A 21,031-nucleotide genomic window follows, 5' to 3' on the forward strand; every position below is an offset into this window, starting at 1 on the left:
GATCACCATCTTTTAGACGGTGTGATTCACATAACAGACTGAAAAAGGCACATTTAGCCGCGAAAATTGCTCGATCCAACGCCATTGATTGTCCTGTAACTTATCACCCGGGCCTTTCACCTCAACCCATTCAAATTCTCCGTCTTTAAACAGGATCAAATCCGGCATCCCATTACGATAGAGCTTGAGGTCGCTCAATTGCACCTTAAACAGATCAACCAGCAAAGCGCGCGGAAACGATTGTTCCGTAAGTTCAAACAAGCTTTCGTCACAGTCGGTCCAGAACACAAAAGGATTGGTGATTGAAAATTTGTTCTGCCAGCGCAGCCACAGAGGTTTAACACCATCGTTCATCAGCTCCGCTATTGCCGATTCAATATAGCTTTGACGTTTTAACACAAAGTCATCGTGATAGAGATCGAGTGGACGATGTTGATAGCGATTGATAAATGCGCCTTCTACCGGTGCAAAAATGGCGTCCCAGAATGTCAGGCCAAACAGCGTGTTGAGAAATTGGTTCTCAAGATAGTAAACCTGATAACCGATCTGTTCAAAGTGGCTCTTCACGGCCAGTTCCACACGCTGCTGTGAGAGATCCAGTTCGAGATGCAACGTGTTATGTGCTGGCTTAATCGTGCGTGGGACTTTTTGCCCCTGCAAACGCAGGACTCGCTGATTGAGTTTTTGCGCGACCTCAAGTTCGGAATAATTGAGCGGGGTATCGAGCATTTCAGTGACAATGTCACGCATTGCCTGGATTTGCTGTTGTTTATCCAGAATACGCGCCTGACGCTCGCGAGTGGGCATAACCTGCGTTTGTCGATAGAGCATCAACGCAGGTGCAAAAGCTTGGTGCCGTTCGTAGTCGCGCGCCAGTTGGTTCATGAGATGCTGACGTTTACGCTCGATGGAAGGATGTTCACAAGGCTCTGGCAGCAGACGTTGCCACTTATCCAACTCTGTGGGTGTCGGTTTTGGGCAAAGGTCGTAAAGGGATTGAATGTGGGTAAGTTTGCGCAGCACTTCCACTTGCTCTCGGTCTTGAAAGAAACGACGCTCGCGGCTAAGTTGATAGCGCTCAAAATTGTTCAGTCCCAAATCATCGAGGACAAACTGAGAAAAATCCTGATGAGTGTTGGCAAAAAATAGCACCAGCAGCAGCTCAATCATCTCTCCTTGGTTGAGGTAGATCACGCTGAAAGGTAACCCGATTTCCTTCGCGATGATTTGTTGGCTCAGTTGTGCCAATAACGCTTCCTTGCGGCTCTGTTTAGGAAGCGTTGGAAACAGGGCAACAATCTCTGCCTTGGTGAGCAGTTTCTCTGCGAGCGTACTGATGTCTGCGTCGGGATTGAGTGTGATAAATCCCAAAGCGGCCAGTTCGCTTAATGCCTGTTGCTGGTCGCCAATTTCCTTATACTCAGCTTTGTCGCTGCGAAACCAGTTTCCTCTGCGTGACAACAGACGCACAAGTAAGCATTGTCCGCCGTGCGACAAGCGATCAAAGTCGGCCAACCAACGGCGCTCTTCGTCAGTGAGTAAATCCGCATACCATTCCAGCGCATGGGAAGTCAGTTTACGAAAGTTAGTCAGATAATAGTCGTCAGGCAGAGTAGGGAGCGGTGGCATAGTTTTATCGATCTCAAAATCTCTTCGCGGTTGAGTGTTACATCTTAACTGGCTTTGAATTGAACTGCACATGGGCCTTTGTGCAGACGTAACCACAATGTGGTTTGTGCTAAAGGAAGGATAACAATTTCGAAACTATATGTTTGATTTTGTTAAATAACTATCCGTGCGAGTTATCAGTATGCTGTCAGCTAAATTATACGGCTAGTTTGTATGCAATTGGTCTTTATTCCCTTTGTTTTTATAAGGTTAACCGTATTATTTACCACTGCTTTTTTTAACTGGTGGATATTATGAAACGCAAAACGATTGCAATGGCAGTAGCTCTGACTGTCGGTGTCAGCACATTAACGGGTTGTATGGGGCAAATGGCAACAGCAGGCCTGGTGACAAAATTCAACCTGAAAGTCGTGGATAACCGTTACGGCCGCGAAGGTTTGTTCCTTTTGCTATCTCCAGTTTATGGTATCGCTTCTGTTGCCGACTTGTTCATTTTCAACACGATTGAGTTCTGGACGGGTAAAAACCCTATTTCCGGTAAGTCTCCGGCGGTGGTTGATATTCCGGCTGATTCACTGATCAAAGTGAACGATCAACTCGATAAGTCAATGACACAGGTACCGCTACAAAGCAACAACCGTGATATCGAGTCTGCGACGCTGAAACAAATCGATGACAACTCAATGCAAATGGACATCACTTACCTGAGTGGTGAACAGGCGATACTGCGCGGTGAGAAACAAAACGATGAAGTGGCGTTTTACCTTGATGACCAATACGTCACGACCGTTTCAAATCTGGAAATGGAACGTTATTTGGAAACAGCATCGCTTCAATAAACGACAAGCCTCCTTCGGGAGGCTTTTTTGTCTCTTAACTGTCTAATTTATAAGAAAGGTTGCGAACGCTTCAGAAAACTGCATTTTTTTTAATCAAAATCGATCAATGACTTGCATATGTACTAGAGTGTAGGAGGGAAACAACAACGATATCAGTGGTGATAAATATGAAACGTAAATCTCTAGTTATTGCAATGGCCGTCGGCTTGGGTGTCAGTTCTCTTACAGGTTGTATGGGCCAAATGGCAACAACAGGTCTTGTGACTAAATTTAACCTTGAAGTCGTGGATAACCGTTACGGCCGAGAAGGTTTGTTCCTTCTGCTTTCTCCTGTGTATGGTATTGCGTCTATCGTCGACTTATTCATTGTCAACGCCGTTGAATTCTGGACAGGTACCAACCCAATCTCTGGTAAGTCACCCGCTGTGGTTGATAGACCTGCGGACACCATGTTGAAAGTAAACGACAAGTTGGATAGTTCGATGACAGAGACCCCGCTGGGCAACAACTCTGAAATTAAAGATACCAACTGGAAGAAAATTGATGACAACACCATTGAAATGGATGTGACTTACCTGGATGGTCAGCAAAAAACGCTGCGCGGTAAGAAAACTGAAGATGGTGTGGCTTTCTACGTCAACAATGAGTACGTAACCACCGTTTCCAATATGGAACTGGAAAACTACGTTCAAACCACTCAACTATAATCCGATTCTTTCGTGGTTCTTCACTAAGCCTCCGTTGTGGAGGCTTTCGTTCTTTATGACTCTGGATTCCTGACGAAATAACTGTGATGTGAGTCAGATTCCTAACTCTCTGATGTTCAATTGTTTATTAACTACTCAAACAGTCACGTTCAAGTAAAAAAACGGTTTTCTTTTTCTAAAGCTGTGGCATATTAACCCCATCACCTCGATGCGCGGGCATCGTATAATGGCTATTACCTCAGCCTTCCAAGCTGATGATGCGGGTTCGATTCCCGCTGCCCGCTCCAAATCCTTCTTAAATTACATCTTATATGAAATGTCCTGAACACGCGCTTTGCGTGATTTTGTGTTTCTAACGTATCCCATTTCAAATTAAATTTTGTACCTCGTGTTTCACTCTGTTGACGTTTCGCTGCGCGTGTCCCAGATTTGCTGACTCATTCGCTAAGTGTTTGGTTTATTGTGTTCTTTGTTGACGTTCAGGCAAACGAGTTCTTGTAACCAAAAGGCGGTGTTGATGTTTAAACTGGAAACAGAAAGGTTGCTCCTTCGTGATATGCAGCTCGCTGATGAAGATGCCTTTGTGATGATGTCTCAGGACGCGAAGTATCAGCGTTTTTATGATGAAGGCGACTGTAAGCCGGAAAAGTATCGGGAGCTGACCCAGCTGTTTGTCACTCAGGCGATGGAATCCCCGCGCATGTCTTATCAGTTGGCGGTTGAATGTAAAGAGACAGGTCTGTTTATCGGCACAGTTTGCTTACGTTTAGAAGATAACGGGCAAGCCTCGATGGGATGTGCGTTCTCCAGAGCGGCACAAGGGCGTAAGTTAAGCTTTGAAGCGGCACAGGCGTTGGCAAATTTTGGCTTTGCAAACTTAAGTCTCCATCGCATCTACGCCGAGACTATCAGTGAAAACCTGCCCGCAATCCGTCTGTGTCAGTCGCTTGGCATGAGAAAAGAAGCGCATTTTAGAGAACATCGCTACTTCAAAGGAAAATGGTTGGATACCGTGGTACTCGCCGTCCTTCGCAAGGAATGGCTAGTAAGTCTTCCTGTTACCGCGTGAGGAGAGTCGGTTAGGCTCATCATTTACCAGCACGTTTCACCAGTGGCTTGTTGCCTTTTATTCCTCACGTAAACAACATGTTAAAGGCCTGTGCTCTGGACGATTTTAGTAGCACAGGCGGCTTACCTTTATTTCTTAAACACAACGCTGTAATGACTAGCGCCCCCAAACAAAGCCTTATAGCACACAGGCAATACTCATCGTCAGTGTGTGGCCCGTTTCTCTCCATTTTAAATCTTGGAAGATTAGGCAAACAATTTGGATTATTTGCCTAACACATATTTCACGTATTTCTATAATTAGTAATGCTCAACAAGACTATCCAAAAACTGAGTGCCTCACTATTTTCGTCAAAGAAAAAGGAGCGCGCTCTTCATTTATAAAGAGAGCAGGAGAAGCTCCATGTCAGTAACTTTAAATGTGAACGGTGTCGATCGCGAAATCGATGCTACCCCAGATACGCCCATTTTATGGGCCATTCGGGATCATCTGGAAATGACAGGTACTAAGTTTGGATGCGGACTGGCGCAGTGCGGCGCGTGTACGGTGCATCTGAACGGCCAGCCTATTCGTTCTTGCGTTACTCCAATTCAGGCAGCAGTCGGCCAGAAAATTACCACCATCGAAGGTATACAGAGCCGGGTCGCGCAAGTCGTTCAGCAAGCGTGGGATCAGTTGCAAGTGCCGCAATGTGGATACTGTCAGTCAGGGCAAGTCATGTCTGCGGTTGCGCTGCTCGAACGCAATCCGAATCCAAGCGATGAGGATATTGACGCAGCGATGTCGGGAAATATTTGTCGCTGTGCAACCTATGTTCGTATTCGCAAAGCGATTAAAGATGCAGCCGCTCAGCTGTAACTCGTTGAAGAAAGGAGTGATAAATCATGCGTAGAATGTCCTTTTCGACGGTGGCTGATGAGGTGGTACCCGGTCGCCGAAAATTTCTCAAATTGATGGGTGGTGTGGGAGCCGGATTAACTTTGGGTTTCTCTCTGCCTGTTTCTAATCAGGCGCAGGCTGCGGATATGACCTCGAGTGCTGTGCCATTTGAACCTAACGCGTTTGTTCGCATTGGCACCGACAATAAGGTGACCGTGATGATCAAACACATAGAGATGGGCCAGGGCACCTATACCGGCCTGACTACCCTAGTGGCTGAAGAGCTGGATGCTGACTGGGCACAAATGGTTGCCGAAGGCGCACCGGCAGATGCCAGTCGTTACAACAACACATTCTGGGGCCCGATGCAGGGTACGGGCGGCAGTACCGCAATTGCCAACTCTTACATACAAATGCGTACCGCAGGGGCGGCTGCCAAAGCGATGTTAGTTGCCGCTGCTGCGCAGCGTTGGAACGTGGATGCGAATCAAATTCAGGTTCGTGCGGGCATTGTGAGCCATGGCAACAACAAAGCCACCTTTGGCGAACTGGCATTGGACGCGGCGAAGCAACCTGTTCCTGATGAAGCCAGTGTGAAGCTCAAAACGCCGGAGCAGTTTGTGTTTATCGGCAAGCGGAAAGTTAGTCGCAAAGACACAGGCAAAAACAACGGCACCGCAATCTTCACGCAGGATATCAAGTTGCCGGGTATGCTGACGGCGATGGTACTGCATGCGCCTAAATTTGGAGCGAAAGTGAAAACCGTCGATGCGACGCAAGCCAAAGCGTCACCGGGTGTGGTGGATGTGGTCACCATTCCGACGGGCGTGGCTGTGCTGGCGAAAGACTACTGGAGTGCGAAGAAAGGCCGCGACTTGCTCTCAGTCACCTGGGATGAAAGTCAGGCGTTCACCAAGAGCTCCGCGCAAATTATGACGGAGTACAAAACGCTCAGCCAGAAAGAGGGCCTTTCTGCCCGCAATGAAGGCGATGCGGTCTCTGCGCTCAAGCAAGCCGATAGCGTTATCGACAACACTTACGAGTTCCCGTTCTTGTCTCACTCTCCGATGGAGCCGATGAACTGTGTCGCTCAGGTCAGCGATCAGGGATGCGAAATCTGGAATGGCGAGCAATTCCAAACCGTTGATCAGATGAACATTGCTCAGCTGCTGGGCTTGAAACCGGAACAAGTCACGCTGCACATGCTGTTAGCGGGTGGTAGTTTTGGCCGCCGCGCCAACCCACATTCGGACTACCTGATTGAAACGGTCGAAATCGCCAGACAGAAAAAAGGCACGCCAATCAAAATGGTGTGGAGCCGGGAAGATGATACTCAAGTCGGCTATTACCGCCCGGCTTATGTGCATCGTATTCAGGCTGGTCTGGATGCGAACGGCAATATTTCCAGTTGGAAGCAGCACATTGTTGGTCAGTCGATTCTGACGGGCACTGCTTTTGAAGCTTTTGCGGTGAAAGAGGGCATTGACGGCACTTCCGTTGAGGGGGCATCGAATATTCCTTACGCGATTCCCAATCTTTCAATTCAACTGACGACGGTCAAGGACGGGCCAACGGTTCAGTGGTGGCGCTCGGTGGGTAGTACACACACCGCATTTGCAGTGGAAACCATGATTGATGAACTGGCCGCAAACGCCGGGAAAGATCCGGTGGAAATGCGCATGCAACTGCTGGCCAAACATCCACGTTGGCAAGGTGTGCTGAAACTGGCCGCCGAAAAAGCCGGATGGGGGAAAACCCTGCCTGCCGGAAGCGGCATGGGCGTTGCAGTGCATGAGTCGTTCAATACTTTTGTGGCGCAGGTGGCTCAGGTTTCGGTCAAGAATGGTCAGATCTCGGTGGACAAAGTGGTGTGTGCCGTCGACTGTGGTGTTGCAGTTAACCCGGATGTGATCGCTGCTCAGATGGAAGGGGGAATTGGCTTTGGTCTGTCTCCGACATTAATGAGTGCCATCACGCTCGGCGAAGGCGGCATGGTCGAACAGTCGAATTTCCATAACTATCAGGTGCTGCGAATGAACCAGATGCCGGACGTGGAAGTACACATTGTCCCTTCGGCGGAAGCGCCTTCTGGTGTTGGTGAACCCGGTGTCCCTCCGATTGCACCTGCCGTGGCGAATGCCGTGGCCGCAGCAACGGGTCAGCGCCTGCATACGTTACCATTGAAATTGGCGACGTCGTAGGCCGCCGTTTTCATGATGATGTATGACTTATTCAGATAACGACTTCAGGTGGTCATGATGTCTAATCATTTGATGTATCTGCTGACTCAGTGGCTTGGTCTTAAAGACCAGGCCAACTGGGTTCTGGGCACTGTCTATAAAACGCAGGGGCCTGCGTATCGAAAATCCGGTGCGATGATGCTGTTTAGCGATGCCGGACATCAACTCGGTATGCTCAGTGGTGGCTGTCTCGAATCGGACATTCACTTACATGCACGCAAAGTGACGTTGAGTTGTCAGCCTGTCACTCTGACCTACGATGGCAGCGACGAAGATGATCTGGCTTTTCAGCTTGGAATCGGCTGCGGCGGCACGGTTCACATTCTTTTACAACCGTTAACGGCAGAAAATGATTACCTTGGGCTTCCCCAAGTGTTGGACGCGTTACGGAGGCATCAGAAAGGGCACTATTTTCAGAAGATTTCCAATAAAGAAATCTCAGCCCGTTTTATGCCAGAACCAATGAATGAGCAGCATAACGTGCGCGCACAGTTGATGGAACAGGATGATGGCCTATGGCTGTGCACGCCGATAGAAGCGCCACTGCATCTGCTAATTGTCGGCGGTGGTATTGATGCAAGACCCGTTGCTCACTTGTCACATCAGTTAGGCTGGCAGGTGAGCTTGTGGGATCCGCGGCCTGCCAACGGGCGAATGGAGTATTTTCCCAATCTGGAGAATAAGCTCAGTGGCGATGCCAGTGAACTTACGCATTACTGCCAGCAACACAGCGTGGAGGCCGTGATTCTGATGAGTCACAACGTCACGTTTGATGCTGCGGCGTTGGCCGCTGTCGCGGGGTTGCCGATGAAATACATCGCCCTTTTAGGGCCGGTAAATCGGCGTGAACGTGTGATCGAGCAATCGGGCATCGAATTGAATCAACTGTCGGTGCCGCTTTCCGGACCCGCTGGCCTGAATATCGGTGCAGACCTGCCAGAAACCATCGCGTTGGCGATGCTGGCAGAATGTCAGGCGGCGGTGACTTGCACCAATGCGCAATCACTGAGTGGTGTTTTGCCGGTTACGATGTCATGAAGATCGCAGTCATGATCATGGCAGCGGGAGAGAGCCGGCGTTTTGGCGAATGTAAGTTGTTAACTGCGGTTAGCCAAACAGAAAACCTGCTCTCTCGTTCGATTCAACAAACGTTGCAGAGCGATGTCGGCCCGGTTTTCGTTGTTACCGGGCGCTGGCATCAGGAGATAAAGCTCGCTCAGCAGCAAGGGCAAGTACCCATCGTGCCGCTGATCTATTGCCCCCAATGGTCACAAGGTTTGGGGGCCTCTATTGCTTATGGCGTTCGTCAACTGGCACCGGATTTCGATGCTGTTTTGATTACGTTGGCCGACCAAGTGGCACTGCAAAGTGAAGATTTTCAGCAACTTGTTGAAGCTGCTTCTTCGCAGCACATTGTTTGCGCCTACTATAATCAGCGCCGTGGCGTTCCTGCACTGTTTCCGGCCAGCTGCTTTTCTCAATTAACCATGCTCAACGGAGAGCATGGTGCCCGCAGTCTGTTGCGTGGAGACACTACCTCAGTCCGAGAAATCTCACTTCCCAATGCTGCTCTCGATATTGACACGCCTGAAATGCTGATGCGCTGGCGGTACGAATTCGCTAAATGAAAAAGCGAGCGGATATCCGCTCGCTTTTTTGTGTTGAATTCGCTCAGAAGCACGCTTGCAGAATATCCAGCACCTCTTCCTTAGTCAGCGTTTTGTAGCCGTTGCCCAGAATGATGGTGGAATCAGCAATCGCTGGCAGCATCTCTTGGGTCGCCCCCAGAGCTTCCAGAGAGGTAACGATACCGCACTCTTTAGTAAAGTTTTCCAGCGCGTCCAGACCTTCTTGGGCAATTTGTTCCTGAGATTTGCCTGCGGTTGAGATTCCCCAAACCTGAGTGGCAAAGCGAACAAACTTCTCAATGCCGAACTTATAAATCAGGCGGTAATAAGGCAGAGATACTGCCGCCAGTCCCATACCATGTGCACAGTCTGTGTAAGCCCCCAGTTGGTGCTCAATCATATGCACCTGCCAGTCTTGAGTTTTAGACAGGCCAGTTATGGTATTGAGTGCCAGAGTGGCGTTCCACATCAGGTTACTGCGCGCTTCGTAATCGTCAGGCGTGCTGAGCGCCACGCGCAGGTTGTCAATTGACGACTTCAGCAGGCTTTCAATCACATAGTCGGTGGTATTTGCACCTTGATCCGAGAAATACTGCTCCATCAGATGGGACATGGTATCGAAAACGCCGCTGACCATTTGATATTGAGAAACACTGTAGGTGTACTCTGGGTTCAAGATCGAGAACTTCGGATACACATGCGCCGGAAATACTCGGCCTGCTTTGTATTTGGTGGCTTCGTGTGTGATCACTGAACCACCGTTCATCTCGGAACCTGTGCCAACCATGGTCAGTATTGAGGCCACTGGCACGACATCGTTGTCAACATCTTTGAATTCCACCCAGTATTTCTGGAATGGGTCTGCATCGTGGCAGTGAGCTGATACGGAAATACCTTTGGCGCAGTCAATGACCGAACCGCCACCGACCGCCAGAATCAGGCTGACATTGTGTTCGCGTACCAGCGCTACGCCTTCCATCATCTTGTCGTACGTCGGGTTAGGCATCACACCGGAAAGTTCCACTACGTTTTTGCCCGCAGCGGACAAAATCGCCATCACGTCATCATAAAGACCGTTCGATTTAATCGCATTGCGGCCATACACCAACAGGACGGTTTCACCGTAATGTGGCAGTTCATCGGCCAGTTTGGTCAGAGACTCTTTGCCAAAATGAATAGTGGTTGGATTGTAGTAAGAAAAGTCGAGTTGCATTGTCACATCCTTCTTTTTTCGGCCGCTTACTGAGGCGTTATCGACTCAGTGTTCAATGCGACATTCATAAATCGTCGCTACCTAATAAGTCAGGCAACGTCGTTGAGATGAAGCAAAGTTTACGGCGAGAGGGTGTAATGGTGAATGTCCGATCGTCTTTGACTCTTGCCTTATCGTCCAATCGTTATTTAGTTGGTATATGAACGCCCCAGAGCGAAAACTAACATTAACTCTTGTAAGTTTTTGTTTTAATTTAGATGTATGCCTTTCGGGATGAATTAATTAACCAAATTAATGAAAAATCATTGCTTAATCTTCTTTATTTTTGAAGTAGCAGACAAAGGAAATAAAAGCCCGCCTGGTATCGGCGGGCTTGCTATCACACAATGTCGGCTTCGCGCAGCGCTTTAATGTCTTTAGAAGGCGGCGCTCCAAACAGACGACTGTATTCGCGGCTGAATTGGGAAGGGCTTTCGTAGCCAACCCGAAAAGTGGTCGCCATTGCGTCGAGATTTTCGGTCAGCATCAAACGGCGGGCTTCACTTAAGCGCAGTTTCTTCTGAAATTGCAGTGGAGTCATCGATGTCATGGCTCGAAAATGAGTATAAAACGCCGATTTGCTCATCCCGGTGTAGGAGGCAAGTTCACTGACGCTAAGCGGCTTCACAAAATTATTTTTCAGCCAATCAATCGCTTTGGAAATCTGGTGACTGTGGCTGCCAGCGGTCACGATTTGATTCAAACGTCCACCTTGTTCGGACGTAAGCAGGCGGTAGAAAATTTCGCGTTTAATCACTGGTGCGAGAATCTTGATGCTTGCCGGATCGTCCTGTAACTCCATCAGACGCACAAAAGCATTCAGTAGCGGTTCAGACAGTTCGCCAACCGCTATCCCTTTTTGCGCTTCTTTGCTCGGATTGAACGACAGTTCACTGTCGACGATCAACTGCGAGATCTCCTGCAGATCGAGTTCCATCACTAAGCCGAGATACGGTGTTTCTCCACTGGCTTCGATGATGTTGGCAATGATAGGCAAGTCGACAGAAGAAATCAGGAAGTGGTTCGCGTCATAAGTAAAACTCTCTTCGCCGAGCAGAACACGTTTTTTACCCTGTGCAATCAAGCAGATACTGGACTTATGCGTGTAGCTGGTCGGTGGGGTCGGCGCCGTCCAATGACTCAACCGAACTCCTGGAATCGCAGTCTCAAATTGATTGGTATTGTGAGTCCATTTTTCGATTTGCCTGGCAAACGTTGCGGTGGCTTCTGCTATGGAATTTGAACGTGTCATCGCGGCTCCCTGAGTGACGCAAAGGGTCATTTTGGCTGTGATTAATGTCAGTAGTTATAACAGCAAATCGGCGTATGTAAAGAATATCAGGCAAAGGTAGTTTGAATCCTTGTCTTGCTCAGAGGCAACTATTTAGCTGGTTTTGGGCTAAGAAAATCAACGCGAGTTGAACACGTATTCATTTATATACAATTAGTTATAGTTACCTTGCGGGTTTCTCTACTTGGTTGGGAACATGGCTTGTTTTTCCTTTCCCTAAAAGATGATTGGAGGAATGGGCAAGAATTAGCGTTGAATAGGCTAACGTAAATTCCCCCCTCAGGCGTAAATTGTTCTCACAGTTTGGCGATTAAGCTCATGCGGCTGATATCAAGATCAAACTGGATCCGTGTTTTCCCGTCCTGCCGGAGATGCTTATGCAAACCCAAAGTGAACAAGCCTTGAATAATAAAGAAATCGCCATTTTGCCAATCGCAGCATTTACTGCCTGCGGGCAAATCGAACGACTGATAACCAGCCTTGAACACGGGCTGGAATCCGGGCTGACGGTAAACACCATCAAATCTGTGTTGGTACAAATGTATGCGTACGCAGGGTTTCCACGCAGCCTGAACGGATTAGGGGCGTTCATGGCTGTGTTGGAAGCGCGTAAACGTCGCGGCATTGTTGACGAGGAAGGCGATGTCGGGCGGGCGATCACTAATGGCGACAGCCTGGAAGTCGGTACTCGAAATCAGACCCTGTTGGTTGGCCAACCAGTGTCTGGCGCGCTATTTGAGTTCGCTCCCGCCATCGATGCGTATCTCAAAGCACACTTGTTTGGCGATATCTTCCAAAGTGAAGTGTTGAGTTGGAAAGAGCGGGAGCTCGCCACCATCGCAGCACTGGCCAATATGAACGGGGTGAACAGCCAACTGCAAGCGCACTATTTGATTGCAATGAACAATGGTGTCACGCCGACTCAATTAAAGAATTTTATCGACGTTATGCGCGAAGAGTGTGGAGAACACATTGCATTAAACGCCGCGGATGTTCTCAACACCGTGCTGAATTGAATCGTTTTCCGCACCATTTGCGAATGACACTAAGAAATCACTGGAGTTTATGATGAGTAATGAACAAAAAACGTTTATCCCGGAAGCGCTGAAAGCGGGCAATTTTAACGGCAAAGGCATTTTTGACTTTGGTGAAGAGAACGTCGCGTATGCCGACTATTTTACCGGAACCAGTTATTTGGCTCTGCTGAATATGCCAGGTCTGATAGTCGCGAATGTGACATTTGAACCCGGTTGCCGCAACTTCTGGCACATTCACCACAAAGGTGGCCAGATCCTGCTGGTGACAGGAGGTCGTGGTTGGTATCAGGAAGCGGGTCAACCAGCACGAGAACTCAACCCCGGCGATGTCGTTCACATTGCGCCGGGCACTAAACACTGGCATGGCGCGGCCAAAGACAGTTGGTTTGCTCATGTGGCGGTTGAAATCCCGGCAGAAGGTTCAAGCAATGAATGGTGTGAGCCGGTTTCGGACGAAGAGTACAACGCATTGCACTAAACGCTGGCACGACAACGTCTTTGCGCCAGAATCAGTCTGGCGCTTCTTTTCTCTCTTCATCGCTAAGCTCAGGTAACTTATGAAAAGCTTTATCCAAACTCAGGAAAAAATCTGCGACCGTTTTTACGAAGGTGAACGTCCTTTGTACGCAGAGAAAAACAAATATCTACACAAAGTCCGCTTCTATCCGGGCGAGTCGGCGATGAAGCACACCAGAAATATGACAGCCATGCAATGTGAATTCATGGGCAAGTATCCATTTTGGCACAGCAATCATGTGTTATTAGAACAGTGCCTGTTTACTGTTTATGCGCGTGCTGCGATTTGGTACACCGACAATCTGATCATGAAAAACTGTGTGGTGGAGGCGCCGAAGATGTTTCGCCGAGTCTCGCACATCTATATTGAGAACTCCCGTTTCCCGAACGCAGGTGAAACATTGTGGAATTGCCATGATGTGACACTCAACAATGTGGAAATGCGCGGTGCTGATTATGTGTTCATGAATGGCGAAAATGTGGAAATTGATGGCTTCAAACTGCAAGGTAACTACTCATTTCAGGACGCGAAAAACGTCACCATCCGCAATGCCTATCTCGATTCCAAAGATGCCTTCTGGGGAGCGGAGAATGTCACGGTATATGACAGTGTGCTCGACGGTGAATACCTTGGCTGGCACTCAAAAAATCTGCGTTTGGTTAATTGCACCATTCGTGGTGAGCAACCTCTGTGCTACGCGCAGGACCTAGTGATGGAAAATTGCGTGATGGAAGAGACGGATCTCTGTTTTGAGTATGCAACACTGAATGCTGAGATTATTTCTGACATTATGAGCGTCAAGAACCCACTGTCAGGCTACATCAAGGCGCGCTCGATTGGTGACATCATCATCGACGAAAACAGCCGAGATCCCTATGCCTGTAAGATTGAAACGCAAACCAAGGCAGGCACGCAATGACGCAATTTGATTTCGACCGTATCATCAACCGGCACCAAACCGGCAGTGTGAAATGGGACAGCCCACAAGATGAATCGGTATTACCGATGTGGGTCGCCGACATGGATTTTCGCGCTGCAGAGCCGATTATTGACGCGCTGAAGCGCAGAGTGGAGCACGGTGTTTTTGGCTATGCCAGTGTACCGGACGCCTATTTTCAGGCGGCATTGGATTGGTTTGAACGACGTCATCAATTTGCCATGCGGCGTGAATGGATTTTGTATACCTCCGGTGTCGTGCCCGCGCTGTCGGCCATATTAAAAGGTGTGACTGAGCCGGGCGATGGCGTCATTGTGCAAACGCCAGCATACAACTGCTTTTTCAGCTCCGTGCGTAATATGCAGTGTCAGTTGGTGGAAAATCCGCTCGTCAATCGTGATGGCTTTTATGAGATGGATTTTGAACATCTGGAACAAGTAGCGGCGCAACCCCATGTGACAGCGATGATTTTGTGCAATCCACATAATCCGGTCGGCCGAGCATGGAGTGAGCAAGAGTTGCGACGTGTTGGTGAGATCTGCTTTAAACATAGCGTAACGGTGATCAGTGATGAAATTCATTGCGATCTGATATTTCCGGGGCAAACGCATCAACCGTTTGCGGCGTTAGGTGAAGAGTTCCTGCGTAACAGCGTCACGACCCATTCGCCGAGTAAATCGTTCAATATCGCCGGATTGCAAATCGCCAATATTGTAGCGGCGGATGAAACTCTCAGAGCGAAGATCGAGCGCGCGCTTAATATTCACGAAGTGTGCGATGTGAACCCGTTTGGTGTCACCGCGCTGATTGCGGCCTATAACGACAGTGAAGCCTGGCTGGATGCTCTGACCGGGTATTTACATCAGAACTACTTAGTGGTGAGTGATTTTATCGCCACACATTTACCACAGCTCAAACTGACTCAACAGCAGGCGACCTATCTGGCGTGGATTGACTGCCGAAGCCTGACAATGAACTCTGCTCAACTGACCGACATGCTGCGCCGTGAAGGCAAACTCATGCTCAATGCTGGCACCGTGTATGGCGGCGCGGGAGAAGGGTATTTGCGCCTGAACATGGCGTGCCCACGCGAGCAATTGATAGACGGTTTAAACCGACTTCGCGTAGTGATAAGCAAATTGAACTAGGTGACATTGAATGAGAAAACTCTCACGTTCATTGCGATTTGGGTTGTTTCTACTCAATACATTGATAATCAAAACGGCGAGCGCCAACACTGCGCCCGTCCAAGGAGAACAAACCATGAAGATCCGTTTCGTCTTTGACGATCGCACCGTGACTGCAACACTCAGTGATTCACCGTCTACGCAGGATTTCCTTCGTCAACTGCCGTTGAGCTTTGAATTGGAAGATTACGCGCGTACGGAAAAAATTGCCTATTTGCCCGCTAAACTAACCAGCCAAGGCGCACCATCCGGCACCAGCTCAAAAGCGGGTGATATTTCTTATTATGCGCCATGGGGAAATTTAGTCGTTTTCTACAAAGACTTTGGTTACGCCTCTGGACTGATCAATTTGGGTAAGATTGATGGTGGTTTGGATCGCTTTACCAGCAACGGCTCAATGAGCGTCACTATCGAGCGAGCCGATTAGCAGTGATATTGCGCTGCGCTTATTCCAGGAACAGTATTCTCGGTAAGCAGCTTGACGCGTATCGGTAAGTTGGTTAAGGTTTCGCCATCATTTCTTTCGGAGTTTACGCCAATATGAACAACTAAACCTGTCATCCATGTTTGATTTTATTTTTGGATATACAGGGTTAGTAGGCGTAGCTCACTTTCCGACATTCTTTGTCATCGCGCGCATTGATTCGTGCGCTCAGCTTCATTCAGCTACGGCTATTGCCCCTGTCACACAGGAGGCAAACGATGCCATTTTTACAAGCAACCCAAATCAGTTACCAGTTCGATAATGGCGACACGCTGTTTCATTCCATCACCTGTTCCATGACCCAGCGCCGTGTGGGATTGGTTGGGCGAAACGGTGTGGGAAAATCGCTGCTGGCTGAACTATTGAGCGGCGAACGCCAGCCATCAACAGGCAGCGTCGCGTTACCTAATTCCGTTGCCATTTATCGCCAGTTACCGTCTGAATTGCTGTCAGGAACGCGCTCAATCGGTGAGTTTCTGGGTAAGCAGACGATTCTTGATGCGCTCAAACGGATTGAATCGGGTGATTGCTCTCAACATTGGTTTGATATCGTGGGGGATGAGTGGGATCTGCCCGCGAAGCTCAACCAACAGCTGGCCAGCATGCACTTGCCACAAGATCCGGCCTTTTTATGTGCCAAGCTAAGCGGAGGACAACTTGCTCGGCTTCAATTGTGGCAACTGCTCACGAGCGATGCAGCGCTGCTGATCTTTGATGAGCCGTCGAATCACCTCGACACCCATGCCAAGCAGTGGCTGATCGAAACCATGCGATCTTTCCAAGGCGCCATTTTACTGATCAGTCACGATCGCCAGTTGCTGCGCGAAATGGACGAAATCTGGGAGCTGTCTGGCCTCGGTTTGCAGGTGTTTGGCGGTAATTATGATGTGTACGCCGAGCAAAAGCGTAGCGAATTGTTGGCGGTAGAGCGTCAGTTAGCTTGTGTCACCAAGCAACAAAAACAACTGGAAGAACAGGCGCAGCGTAATCGTGAAAAAGCGGAGCAAAGAGCGTCGCAAGGAAACAAACTGCGCAGAGCGGGCAGTCAGGCGACCATTTTGCTCGATGGTAAAAAGGATAAAGCAACGGCTCGAGCGGCAAACCGCAGTAAGAATGAACAGCTACGGCAAAGCCACTTGCAAGCGAAGGCACAATCCTTGAGCGCGCGAAAGGAGCAACTGAAAGGCCAGAAGTTGTACTTGGCTGGCTCCCTTCAAAATACCGGCAAAGCGATCACGATAACCGAAGCGGTGTTGGCGTTTGGTAATGCAAAACCTAAAACGTTCAGGGTGTATGCTCACGAAAAAGTTCACCTGACCGGCAGCAATGGTTGCGGTAAATCGACGTTACTGAAAACCCTACTTGGAGACGTGGCGCTGGCATGCGGCGAGTTACAGTTGAATAGCACGCTGTATTATCTCGACCAACATTTTGGTGCGGTTCGTGAAGACTGGTCGGTGCTTGAAAACCTACTTCAACAGTGCGCGGGAATGAAAGAACCGGATGCGCGAACCTTGTTGGCTGGCATCGGTTTTCGCCGTGACAGTGTGTTTCGCCAAGGTAAAGCGCTGAGCGGTGGCGAAAAGATGAAACTGACAATGCTGATTGCCAGCCATCAGAACGCACAACCGTTTTTGTTGCTGGATGAGCCGGATAACCATCTCGATCTCGATTCCAAACTCATGCTGGCACAAGCGCTACAACAATACCAAGGTGGTTTTATGTTGATCAGCCACGATCCAACATTCGCCGAAGAATCTGGCGTACAACGCGAGATAAATTGGGATGCTGAGTAAGCTAAAAGCCGGAACGTTTCGTTCCGGCTCCTTTGTCTAACATTACAAAATCTGCCGAATATCGGACGAAATGTTGCTGATCATCTCTCTTGCGCTCTCATCACGTAGCTGGACCAGAATGATGAACAGCAAATCGGTGATCACATTCTGAGCGCTGCGCGAAGCAATGGCTGAGCTTCGATGCTCGGTTTCGTTGGCAATGGTGTCGAACGTCATGTCCGCCAACTGGCGTAGCCGGCTTTTGTTGGGCGAGGTGAGTGCTATGACTTTCGCCCCTTGTTCTTTTGCCGCTTCGGCCGCCACCAAAATCTCTTTTCGGTCGCCGGAAAACGAAATCGCGATTTGTACATCCTGCTCGGTCAGCGTACGCGCGACCGCAATCTGGACATGGCTGTCTTGTTCGGCCAATGCGGTGATGCCGAGTTTGAGCAACTTATAACTGAGATCTTTGGCGGTGAGTGCGGATCCGCCAATGCCCACAATCTGCACTCGGCGCGCGTCGCTTAACCACTGCACGGCTTGGTGACACGCTTCCATCGACAAGGCGTTGGTGGTGTGAAACATCGCGTCGGTTTTGGCTTTCACCAGCTTTTGCGCGATCACGGCGATAGGGTCATCGGCCAGAATATCGCTGTGTAGCGGCGTATTTTGCATCGCCTGTTTACGGCCAATCTCTTCAGTTAACGCCAGCTTAAACGCGCTGTAGCCCTTAAACCCCAATCGCTGGGTAAATTTCACAATGCTTGACTGACTCACATTCACCGCTTGAGCTAACTCCTGACTGGTTAACTGGGCAGCCTGAGCCGTGTGTTCAACAACCCAATCACCAATCTGGCGACCACTGTGCGATAACTGAGTACGTCTCGATACGATTTTATGGATGACTGACATGTGAAAATCTCAAAAAAGTGAAATAAATTATTCCAATCAATAAATAAAAGTCAAATACGCTAACTTACTCACGCCAAAGATTGTTTGGCCAAATTTCTTCAACTGTAACGCGATTTAACTGGGCATTATTCCAGAGTTTTAGCGTCTAAAGAATAACCTCAAGTGTGATTTTTATCACCTAATTTGAATATTTTATTCCATAGAATCGCCCTCAGTTCAATTCCGTTTAGAGATGTCGTAATGAAAATTGATTTAACCCGTTTGGTCACCGAAAGCCGCAATCCGGCAAGCGCTGCTATAGACACGTTATCTACGGTTGAGATGTTAAAAGTCATCAATCAAGAAGATCAGAAAGTCGCACTGGCGGTGAAGGCGGTGCTACCGAACATTGCGCTGGCAGTGGATGCAATCACCCGCGCTTTTGCTGAAGGTGGACGTTTGATTTACATGGGCGCTGGCACGTCTGGCCGTTTGGGCATTCTTGATGCCAGCGAATGTCCTCCAACGTATGGCACGCCGCACGAACTGGTGGTGGGCCTGATTGCTGGCGGACATCAGGCTATTCTCAAAGCAGTGGAAAATGCAGAAGACAACCGCGAACTGGCCAAGCAAGACCTTCTATCGCTCAACCTAACCGAACGTGATGTGGTGGTAGGCATCGCCGCCAGCGGACGTACGCCGTATGTGCTCGGTGGACTGGACTACGCCAATGAGATGGGCGCGACGACGGTTTCTGTGGCTTGCAATCCGGAATGTCCGATGGCCGATGCGGCCAAGATAGCGATTCTGCCCGTTGTCGGGCCCGAAGTGGTGACCGGGTCTTCTCGCATGAAGGCGGGAACGGCGCAAAAACTGGTGCTCAACATGCTGACTTCGGGCGCAATGATTCGCAGCGGAAAAGTATTTGGCAACTTGATGGTGGATGTTGAAGCGACCAACGCCAAGCTGATTCAACGCCAAACCAACATCGTAGTCGAAGCGACAGGTGCTTCGGCCGAAGAAGCGGAATCGGCGTTGAACGCGTGCAATCGTCACTGCAAAACCGCGATTCTGATGATTCTATCCGGGCTTGATGCAAAACAAGCAACGGCCAAATTACAGCAGCACAATGGATTTATTCGCGCTGCACTTAACGACCAATAAAGTATTCAGGTTCTCAAGGAGAGCGTTATGGCAAAGATTAGCCAAACAATGATATCGCAGATTCTGGCGGCAGTCGGGGGGAGCGGTAACGTCAACAAATGTGGCAACTGTATGACCCGGTTGCGCCTGACTCTGGCCAACAATGGGGTAGCGGATCAGGCAACGCTCAAACAAATTCCCGGTGTCATGGGGGTTGTGGAAAGTGATGAGCAGTTTCAGATCATTCTCGGCCCGGGCAAAGCCCAACAAGCGGCGGATCTGATGAATCAACTGATAGAAAGCATCATCAGTGGAAACGCGCAGCCTATTGAGGCCAACGACTCTCAGGATCTCTCTTCTGTGGCGGCAGCGCAGAAAAAACAAATCAAAAGTAAGCAAACCAGCGCGGTGCAACGTTTTCTGAGCAAGTTCGCCACCATTTTTACGCCGCTGATCCCAGGCTTTATCGCTGCGGGTTTGCTGTTGGGATTCGCCACGTTGCTGGAACAAATCTACGTGGTCGATCAGACGCCAAGTCAGTTCATGTTGGATTTGATTGCGTACATGAAAGTGTTTGGTAAAGGCCTGTTTGCGTTCCTGAGTATTTTGATTGGCTACAACGCGCAACAGGCGTTTGGTGGCTCAGGTGTGAACGGCGCCATACTCGCGTCTCTGTTCGTGCTCGGCTATAACCCGGATGCGACATCGGGGATCTATTCCGGGATGAGTGAGTTCTTCGGCTACACCATTGACCCGCGCGGGAACATCATTGGTGTACTGCTGGCCGCGATCATTGGTGCGCAGGTAGAACGTAAAGTACGTGAATACATGCCGGATGACCTCGATATGATTCTGACGTCTGTGGTCACGCTGCTCATCATGGGCGTAGTCACTTACGTGGTGATCATGCCAATCGGTGGCGAGCTGTTTAAAGGTATGTCGTGGCTATTCATGAACCTCAACGATAACCCGCTGGGTGCCGCTGTTCTGGCTGGTCTGTTTCTGATTTCCGTCGTATTTGGTATTCACCAGGGGTTTGTACCGGTTTACTTCGCGTTGATGGAAGCGCAAGGTTTTAACTCGCTGTTCCCGATTCTTGCTATGGCGGGTGCCGGACAAGTGGGAGCGTCACTCGCGCTGTATTTTAAAGCCAACAAAGATGCGGTGCTGCGAACTCAGGTGAAAGGGGCCATCATTCCGGGGATTCTCGGTATCGGTGAGCCACTGATTTACGGTGTTACGCTTCCTCGCGTAAAACCATTCGTGACCGCTTGCGTGGGCGGTGCGGCCGGGGGTTTCTTTATCGGTCTGGTTTCTTACCTTGGGTTGCCAGTGGGTCTGAACACCGTCTTTGGTCCGTCAGGTATCGTTGCGATCCCATTGATGACCTCAAACAGCGGTATCTTTGCTGGCATGGCGGTATTCGTTACTGGCCTGCTTATCTCTTATGTTGTGGGTTTTATTGCGACTTACTTCGTCGGCAGCAAGAATGTCGATTTAAGCTGATTCATCCTTCCCCCTATAGG

The 21,031-nt window shown here is 49.4% G+C and carries 19 protein-coding genes and 1 tRNA gene; 16 read left to right on the forward strand and 4 right to left on the reverse strand.

Annotation, left to right across the window (positions count from 1 at the left end; translation table 11 throughout):
* Positions 1–12: 12 nt before the first annotated feature.
* The gene (locus LGV68_RS17900; protein WP_252535780.1) at positions 13–1,629 is read right to left on the reverse strand and encodes a VRR-NUC domain-containing protein; all 1,617 of its coding nucleotides are present in this window, start codon (positions 1,627–1,629) and stop codon (positions 13–15) included.
* A 293-nt stretch (positions 1,630–1,922) separates the two neighbouring features.
* Between LGV68_RS17900 and LGV68_RS17905 the strand changes: the two genes are divergently transcribed.
* From LGV68_RS17905 to LGV68_RS17940, 8 genes are all read left to right on the forward strand, one after another.
* Positions 1,923–2,468: a DUF3332 domain-containing protein gene (locus LGV68_RS17905; RefSeq protein ID WP_222749882.1), complete on the forward strand. Its 546-nt coding sequence runs from the start codon at positions 1,923–1,925 to the stop codon at positions 2,466–2,468.
* Between the two features lie 167 nt (positions 2,469–2,635).
* Positions 2,636–3,175, forward strand: coding sequence for a DUF3332 domain-containing protein (locus LGV68_RS17910; protein ID WP_020328639.1), 540 nt, complete (start codon positions 2,636–2,638; stop codon positions 3,173–3,175).
* A 212-nt stretch (positions 3,176–3,387) separates the two neighbouring features.
* Positions 3,388–3,462, forward strand: a tRNA-Gly gene (locus tag LGV68_RS17915).
* A gap of 230 nt (positions 3,463–3,692) precedes the next feature.
* Positions 3,693–4,244: a GNAT family protein gene (locus tag LGV68_RS17920; protein ID WP_252535782.1), complete on the forward strand. Its 552-nt coding sequence runs from the start codon at positions 3,693–3,695 to the stop codon at positions 4,242–4,244.
* Between the two features lie 402 nt (positions 4,245–4,646).
* Positions 4,647–5,102: a (2Fe-2S)-binding protein gene (locus LGV68_RS17925; protein ID WP_202640038.1), complete on the forward strand. Its 456-nt coding sequence runs from the start codon at positions 4,647–4,649 to the stop codon at positions 5,100–5,102.
* Positions 5,103–5,128: 26 nt separating this feature from the next.
* Positions 5,129–7,324 carry a xanthine dehydrogenase family protein molybdopterin-binding subunit gene (locus tag LGV68_RS17930; RefSeq protein ID WP_055452628.1) on the forward strand — a complete coding sequence of 732 codons (2,196 nt, stop codon included), beginning with the start codon at positions 5,129–5,131 and terminating at the stop codon, positions 7,322–7,324.
* 54 nt (positions 7,325–7,378) lie between these two features.
* Entirely contained in the window at positions 7,379–8,401 is a 1,023-nt protein-coding gene (locus tag LGV68_RS17935; RefSeq protein ID WP_252535784.1) for an XdhC family protein, read from the forward strand.
* Positions 8,398–8,991 carry a nucleotidyltransferase family protein gene (locus LGV68_RS17940; protein WP_252535786.1) on the forward strand — a complete coding sequence of 198 codons (594 nt, stop codon included), beginning with the start codon at positions 8,398–8,400 and terminating at the stop codon, positions 8,989–8,991. The genes LGV68_RS17935 and LGV68_RS17940 overlap by 4 nt, the downstream gene beginning before the upstream one ends.
* Positions 8,992–9,034: 43 nt before the next feature.
* Here LGV68_RS17940 and LGV68_RS17945 read toward each other — a convergent pair whose 3' ends face one another.
* Both LGV68_RS17945 and LGV68_RS17950 read right to left on the reverse strand, forming a co-directional pair.
* Positions 9,035–10,204 carry an iron-containing alcohol dehydrogenase gene (locus LGV68_RS17945; RefSeq protein WP_252535788.1) on the reverse strand — a complete coding sequence of 390 codons (1,170 nt, stop codon included), beginning with the start codon at positions 10,202–10,204 and terminating at the stop codon, positions 9,035–9,037.
* Positions 10,205–10,583: 379 nt separating this feature from the next.
* Entirely contained in the window at positions 10,584–11,495 is a 912-nt protein-coding gene (locus LGV68_RS17950; protein ID WP_252535789.1) for an AraC family transcriptional regulator, read from the reverse strand.
* Positions 11,496–11,911: 416 nt separating this feature from the next.
* Between LGV68_RS17950 and LGV68_RS17955 the strand changes: the two genes are divergently transcribed.
* From LGV68_RS17955 to LGV68_RS17980, 6 genes are all read left to right on the forward strand, one after another.
* Entirely contained in the window at positions 11,912–12,550 is a 639-nt protein-coding gene (locus tag LGV68_RS17955; RefSeq protein WP_252535791.1) for a carboxymuconolactone decarboxylase family protein, read from the forward strand.
* A 49-nt stretch (positions 12,551–12,599) separates the two neighbouring features.
* Complete coding sequence (locus tag LGV68_RS17960; RefSeq protein WP_104965336.1) at positions 12,600–13,049, forward strand: cupin domain-containing protein; 450 nt, start codon at positions 12,600–12,602, stop codon at positions 13,047–13,049.
* Between the two features lie 79 nt (positions 13,050–13,128).
* On the forward strand, positions 13,129–14,007 hold the full coding sequence (locus LGV68_RS17965; protein WP_222725769.1) for a DUF3737 family protein: 879 nt from the start codon (positions 13,129–13,131) through the stop codon (positions 14,005–14,007).
* Positions 14,004–15,173 (forward strand): MalY/PatB family protein, encoded by a 1,170-nt coding sequence (locus LGV68_RS17970; RefSeq protein WP_252535793.1) that lies wholly within the window; start codon positions 14,004–14,006, stop codon positions 15,171–15,173. Before LGV68_RS17965 ends, LGV68_RS17970 begins: the two co-directional genes overlap by 4 nt.
* 115 nt (positions 15,174–15,288) lie before the next feature.
* A complete protein-coding gene (locus LGV68_RS17975) occupies positions 15,289–15,639 on the forward strand; it encodes a cyclophilin-like fold protein (RefSeq protein ID WP_208553304.1) in 351 nt (116 codons plus the stop codon).
* 275 nt (positions 15,640–15,914) lie between these two features.
* Entirely contained in the window at positions 15,915–17,492 is a 1,578-nt protein-coding gene (locus LGV68_RS17980) for an ATP-binding cassette domain-containing protein (RefSeq protein ID WP_252535798.1), read from the forward strand.
* A gap of 42 nt (positions 17,493–17,534) precedes the next feature.
* Here the strand turns inward: LGV68_RS17980 and LGV68_RS17985 are convergent, their stop codons facing one another.
* Entirely contained in the window at positions 17,535–18,383 is an 849-nt protein-coding gene (locus tag LGV68_RS17985; RefSeq protein ID WP_252535804.1) for an SIS domain-containing protein, read from the reverse strand.
* A gap of 240 nt (positions 18,384–18,623) precedes the next feature.
* On the opposite strand from LGV68_RS17985, the gene murQ reads away from it, so the two are divergent.
* Positions 18,624–19,526 carry an N-acetylmuramic acid 6-phosphate etherase gene (gene murQ / locus LGV68_RS17990; RefSeq protein WP_252535806.1) on the forward strand — a complete coding sequence of 301 codons (903 nt, stop codon included), beginning with the start codon at positions 18,624–18,626 and terminating at the stop codon, positions 19,524–19,526.
* Between the two features lie 27 nt (positions 19,527–19,553).
* Complete coding sequence (gene murP, locus LGV68_RS17995; protein WP_020328619.1) at positions 19,554–21,011, forward strand: PTS N-acetylmuramic acid transporter subunit IIBC; 1,458 nt, start codon at positions 19,554–19,556, stop codon at positions 21,009–21,011.
* The last annotated feature ends 20 nt before the right edge of the window (positions 21,012–21,031 follow it).

Origin of the sequence: Vibrio sp. LQ2 (assembly GCF_023920125.1) — a bacterium.
GTDB classification, from domain to species: Bacteria; Pseudomonadota; Gammaproteobacteria; order Enterobacterales; family Vibrionaceae; genus Vibrio; species Vibrio fluvialis.

What these genes read in the sequence shown, in the direction of transcription:
- LGV68_RS17900 (WP_252535780.1), bottom strand. Translation starts at nt 1,629, where the DNA reads ATGCCACCGCTCCCTACTCTGCCTGACGACTATTATCTGACTAACTTT.
- LGV68_RS17905 (WP_222749882.1), top strand. Translation starts at nt 1,923, where the DNA reads ATGAAACGCAAAACGATTGCAATGGCAGTAGCTCTGACTGTCGGTGTC.
- LGV68_RS17910 (WP_020328639.1), top strand. Translation starts at nt 2,636, where the DNA reads ATGAAACGTAAATCTCTAGTTATTGCAATGGCCGTCGGCTTGGGTGTC.
- LGV68_RS17920 (WP_252535782.1), top strand. Translation starts at nt 3,693, where the DNA reads ATGTTTAAACTGGAAACAGAAAGGTTGCTCCTTCGTGATATGCAGCTC.
- LGV68_RS17925 (WP_202640038.1), top strand. Translation starts at nt 4,647, where the DNA reads ATGTCAGTAACTTTAAATGTGAACGGTGTCGATCGCGAAATCGATGCT.
- LGV68_RS17930 (WP_055452628.1), top strand. Translation starts at nt 5,129, where the DNA reads ATGCGTAGAATGTCCTTTTCGACGGTGGCTGATGAGGTGGTACCCGGT.
- LGV68_RS17935 (WP_252535784.1), top strand. Translation starts at nt 7,379, where the DNA reads ATGATGTCTAATCATTTGATGTATCTGCTGACTCAGTGGCTTGGTCTT.
- LGV68_RS17940 (WP_252535786.1), top strand. Translation starts at nt 8,398, where the DNA reads ATGAAGATCGCAGTCATGATCATGGCAGCGGGAGAGAGCCGGCGTTTT.
- LGV68_RS17945 (WP_252535788.1), bottom strand. Translation starts at nt 10,204, where the DNA reads ATGCAACTCGACTTTTCTTACTACAATCCAACCACTATTCATTTTGGC.
- LGV68_RS17950 (WP_252535789.1), bottom strand. Translation starts at nt 11,495, where the DNA reads ATGACACGTTCAAATTCCATAGCAGAAGCCACCGCAACGTTTGCCAGG.
- LGV68_RS17955 (WP_252535791.1), top strand. Translation starts at nt 11,912, where the DNA reads ATGCAAACCCAAAGTGAACAAGCCTTGAATAATAAAGAAATCGCCATT.
- LGV68_RS17960 (WP_104965336.1), top strand. Translation starts at nt 12,600, where the DNA reads ATGATGAGTAATGAACAAAAAACGTTTATCCCGGAAGCGCTGAAAGCG.
- LGV68_RS17965 (WP_222725769.1), top strand. Translation starts at nt 13,129, where the DNA reads ATGAAAAGCTTTATCCAAACTCAGGAAAAAATCTGCGACCGTTTTTAC.
- LGV68_RS17970 (WP_252535793.1), top strand. Translation starts at nt 14,004, where the DNA reads ATGACGCAATTTGATTTCGACCGTATCATCAACCGGCACCAAACCGGC.
- LGV68_RS17975 (WP_208553304.1), top strand. Translation starts at nt 15,289, where the DNA reads ATGAAGATCCGTTTCGTCTTTGACGATCGCACCGTGACTGCAACACTC.
- LGV68_RS17980 (WP_252535798.1), top strand. Translation starts at nt 15,915, where the DNA reads ATGCCATTTTTACAAGCAACCCAAATCAGTTACCAGTTCGATAATGGC.
- LGV68_RS17985 (WP_252535804.1), bottom strand. Translation starts at nt 18,383, where the DNA reads ATGTCAGTCATCCATAAAATCGTATCGAGACGTACTCAGTTATCGCAC.
- murQ (WP_252535806.1), top strand. Translation starts at nt 18,624, where the DNA reads ATGAAAATTGATTTAACCCGTTTGGTCACCGAAAGCCGCAATCCGGCA.
- murP (WP_020328619.1), top strand. Translation starts at nt 19,554, where the DNA reads ATGGCAAAGATTAGCCAAACAATGATATCGCAGATTCTGGCGGCAGTC.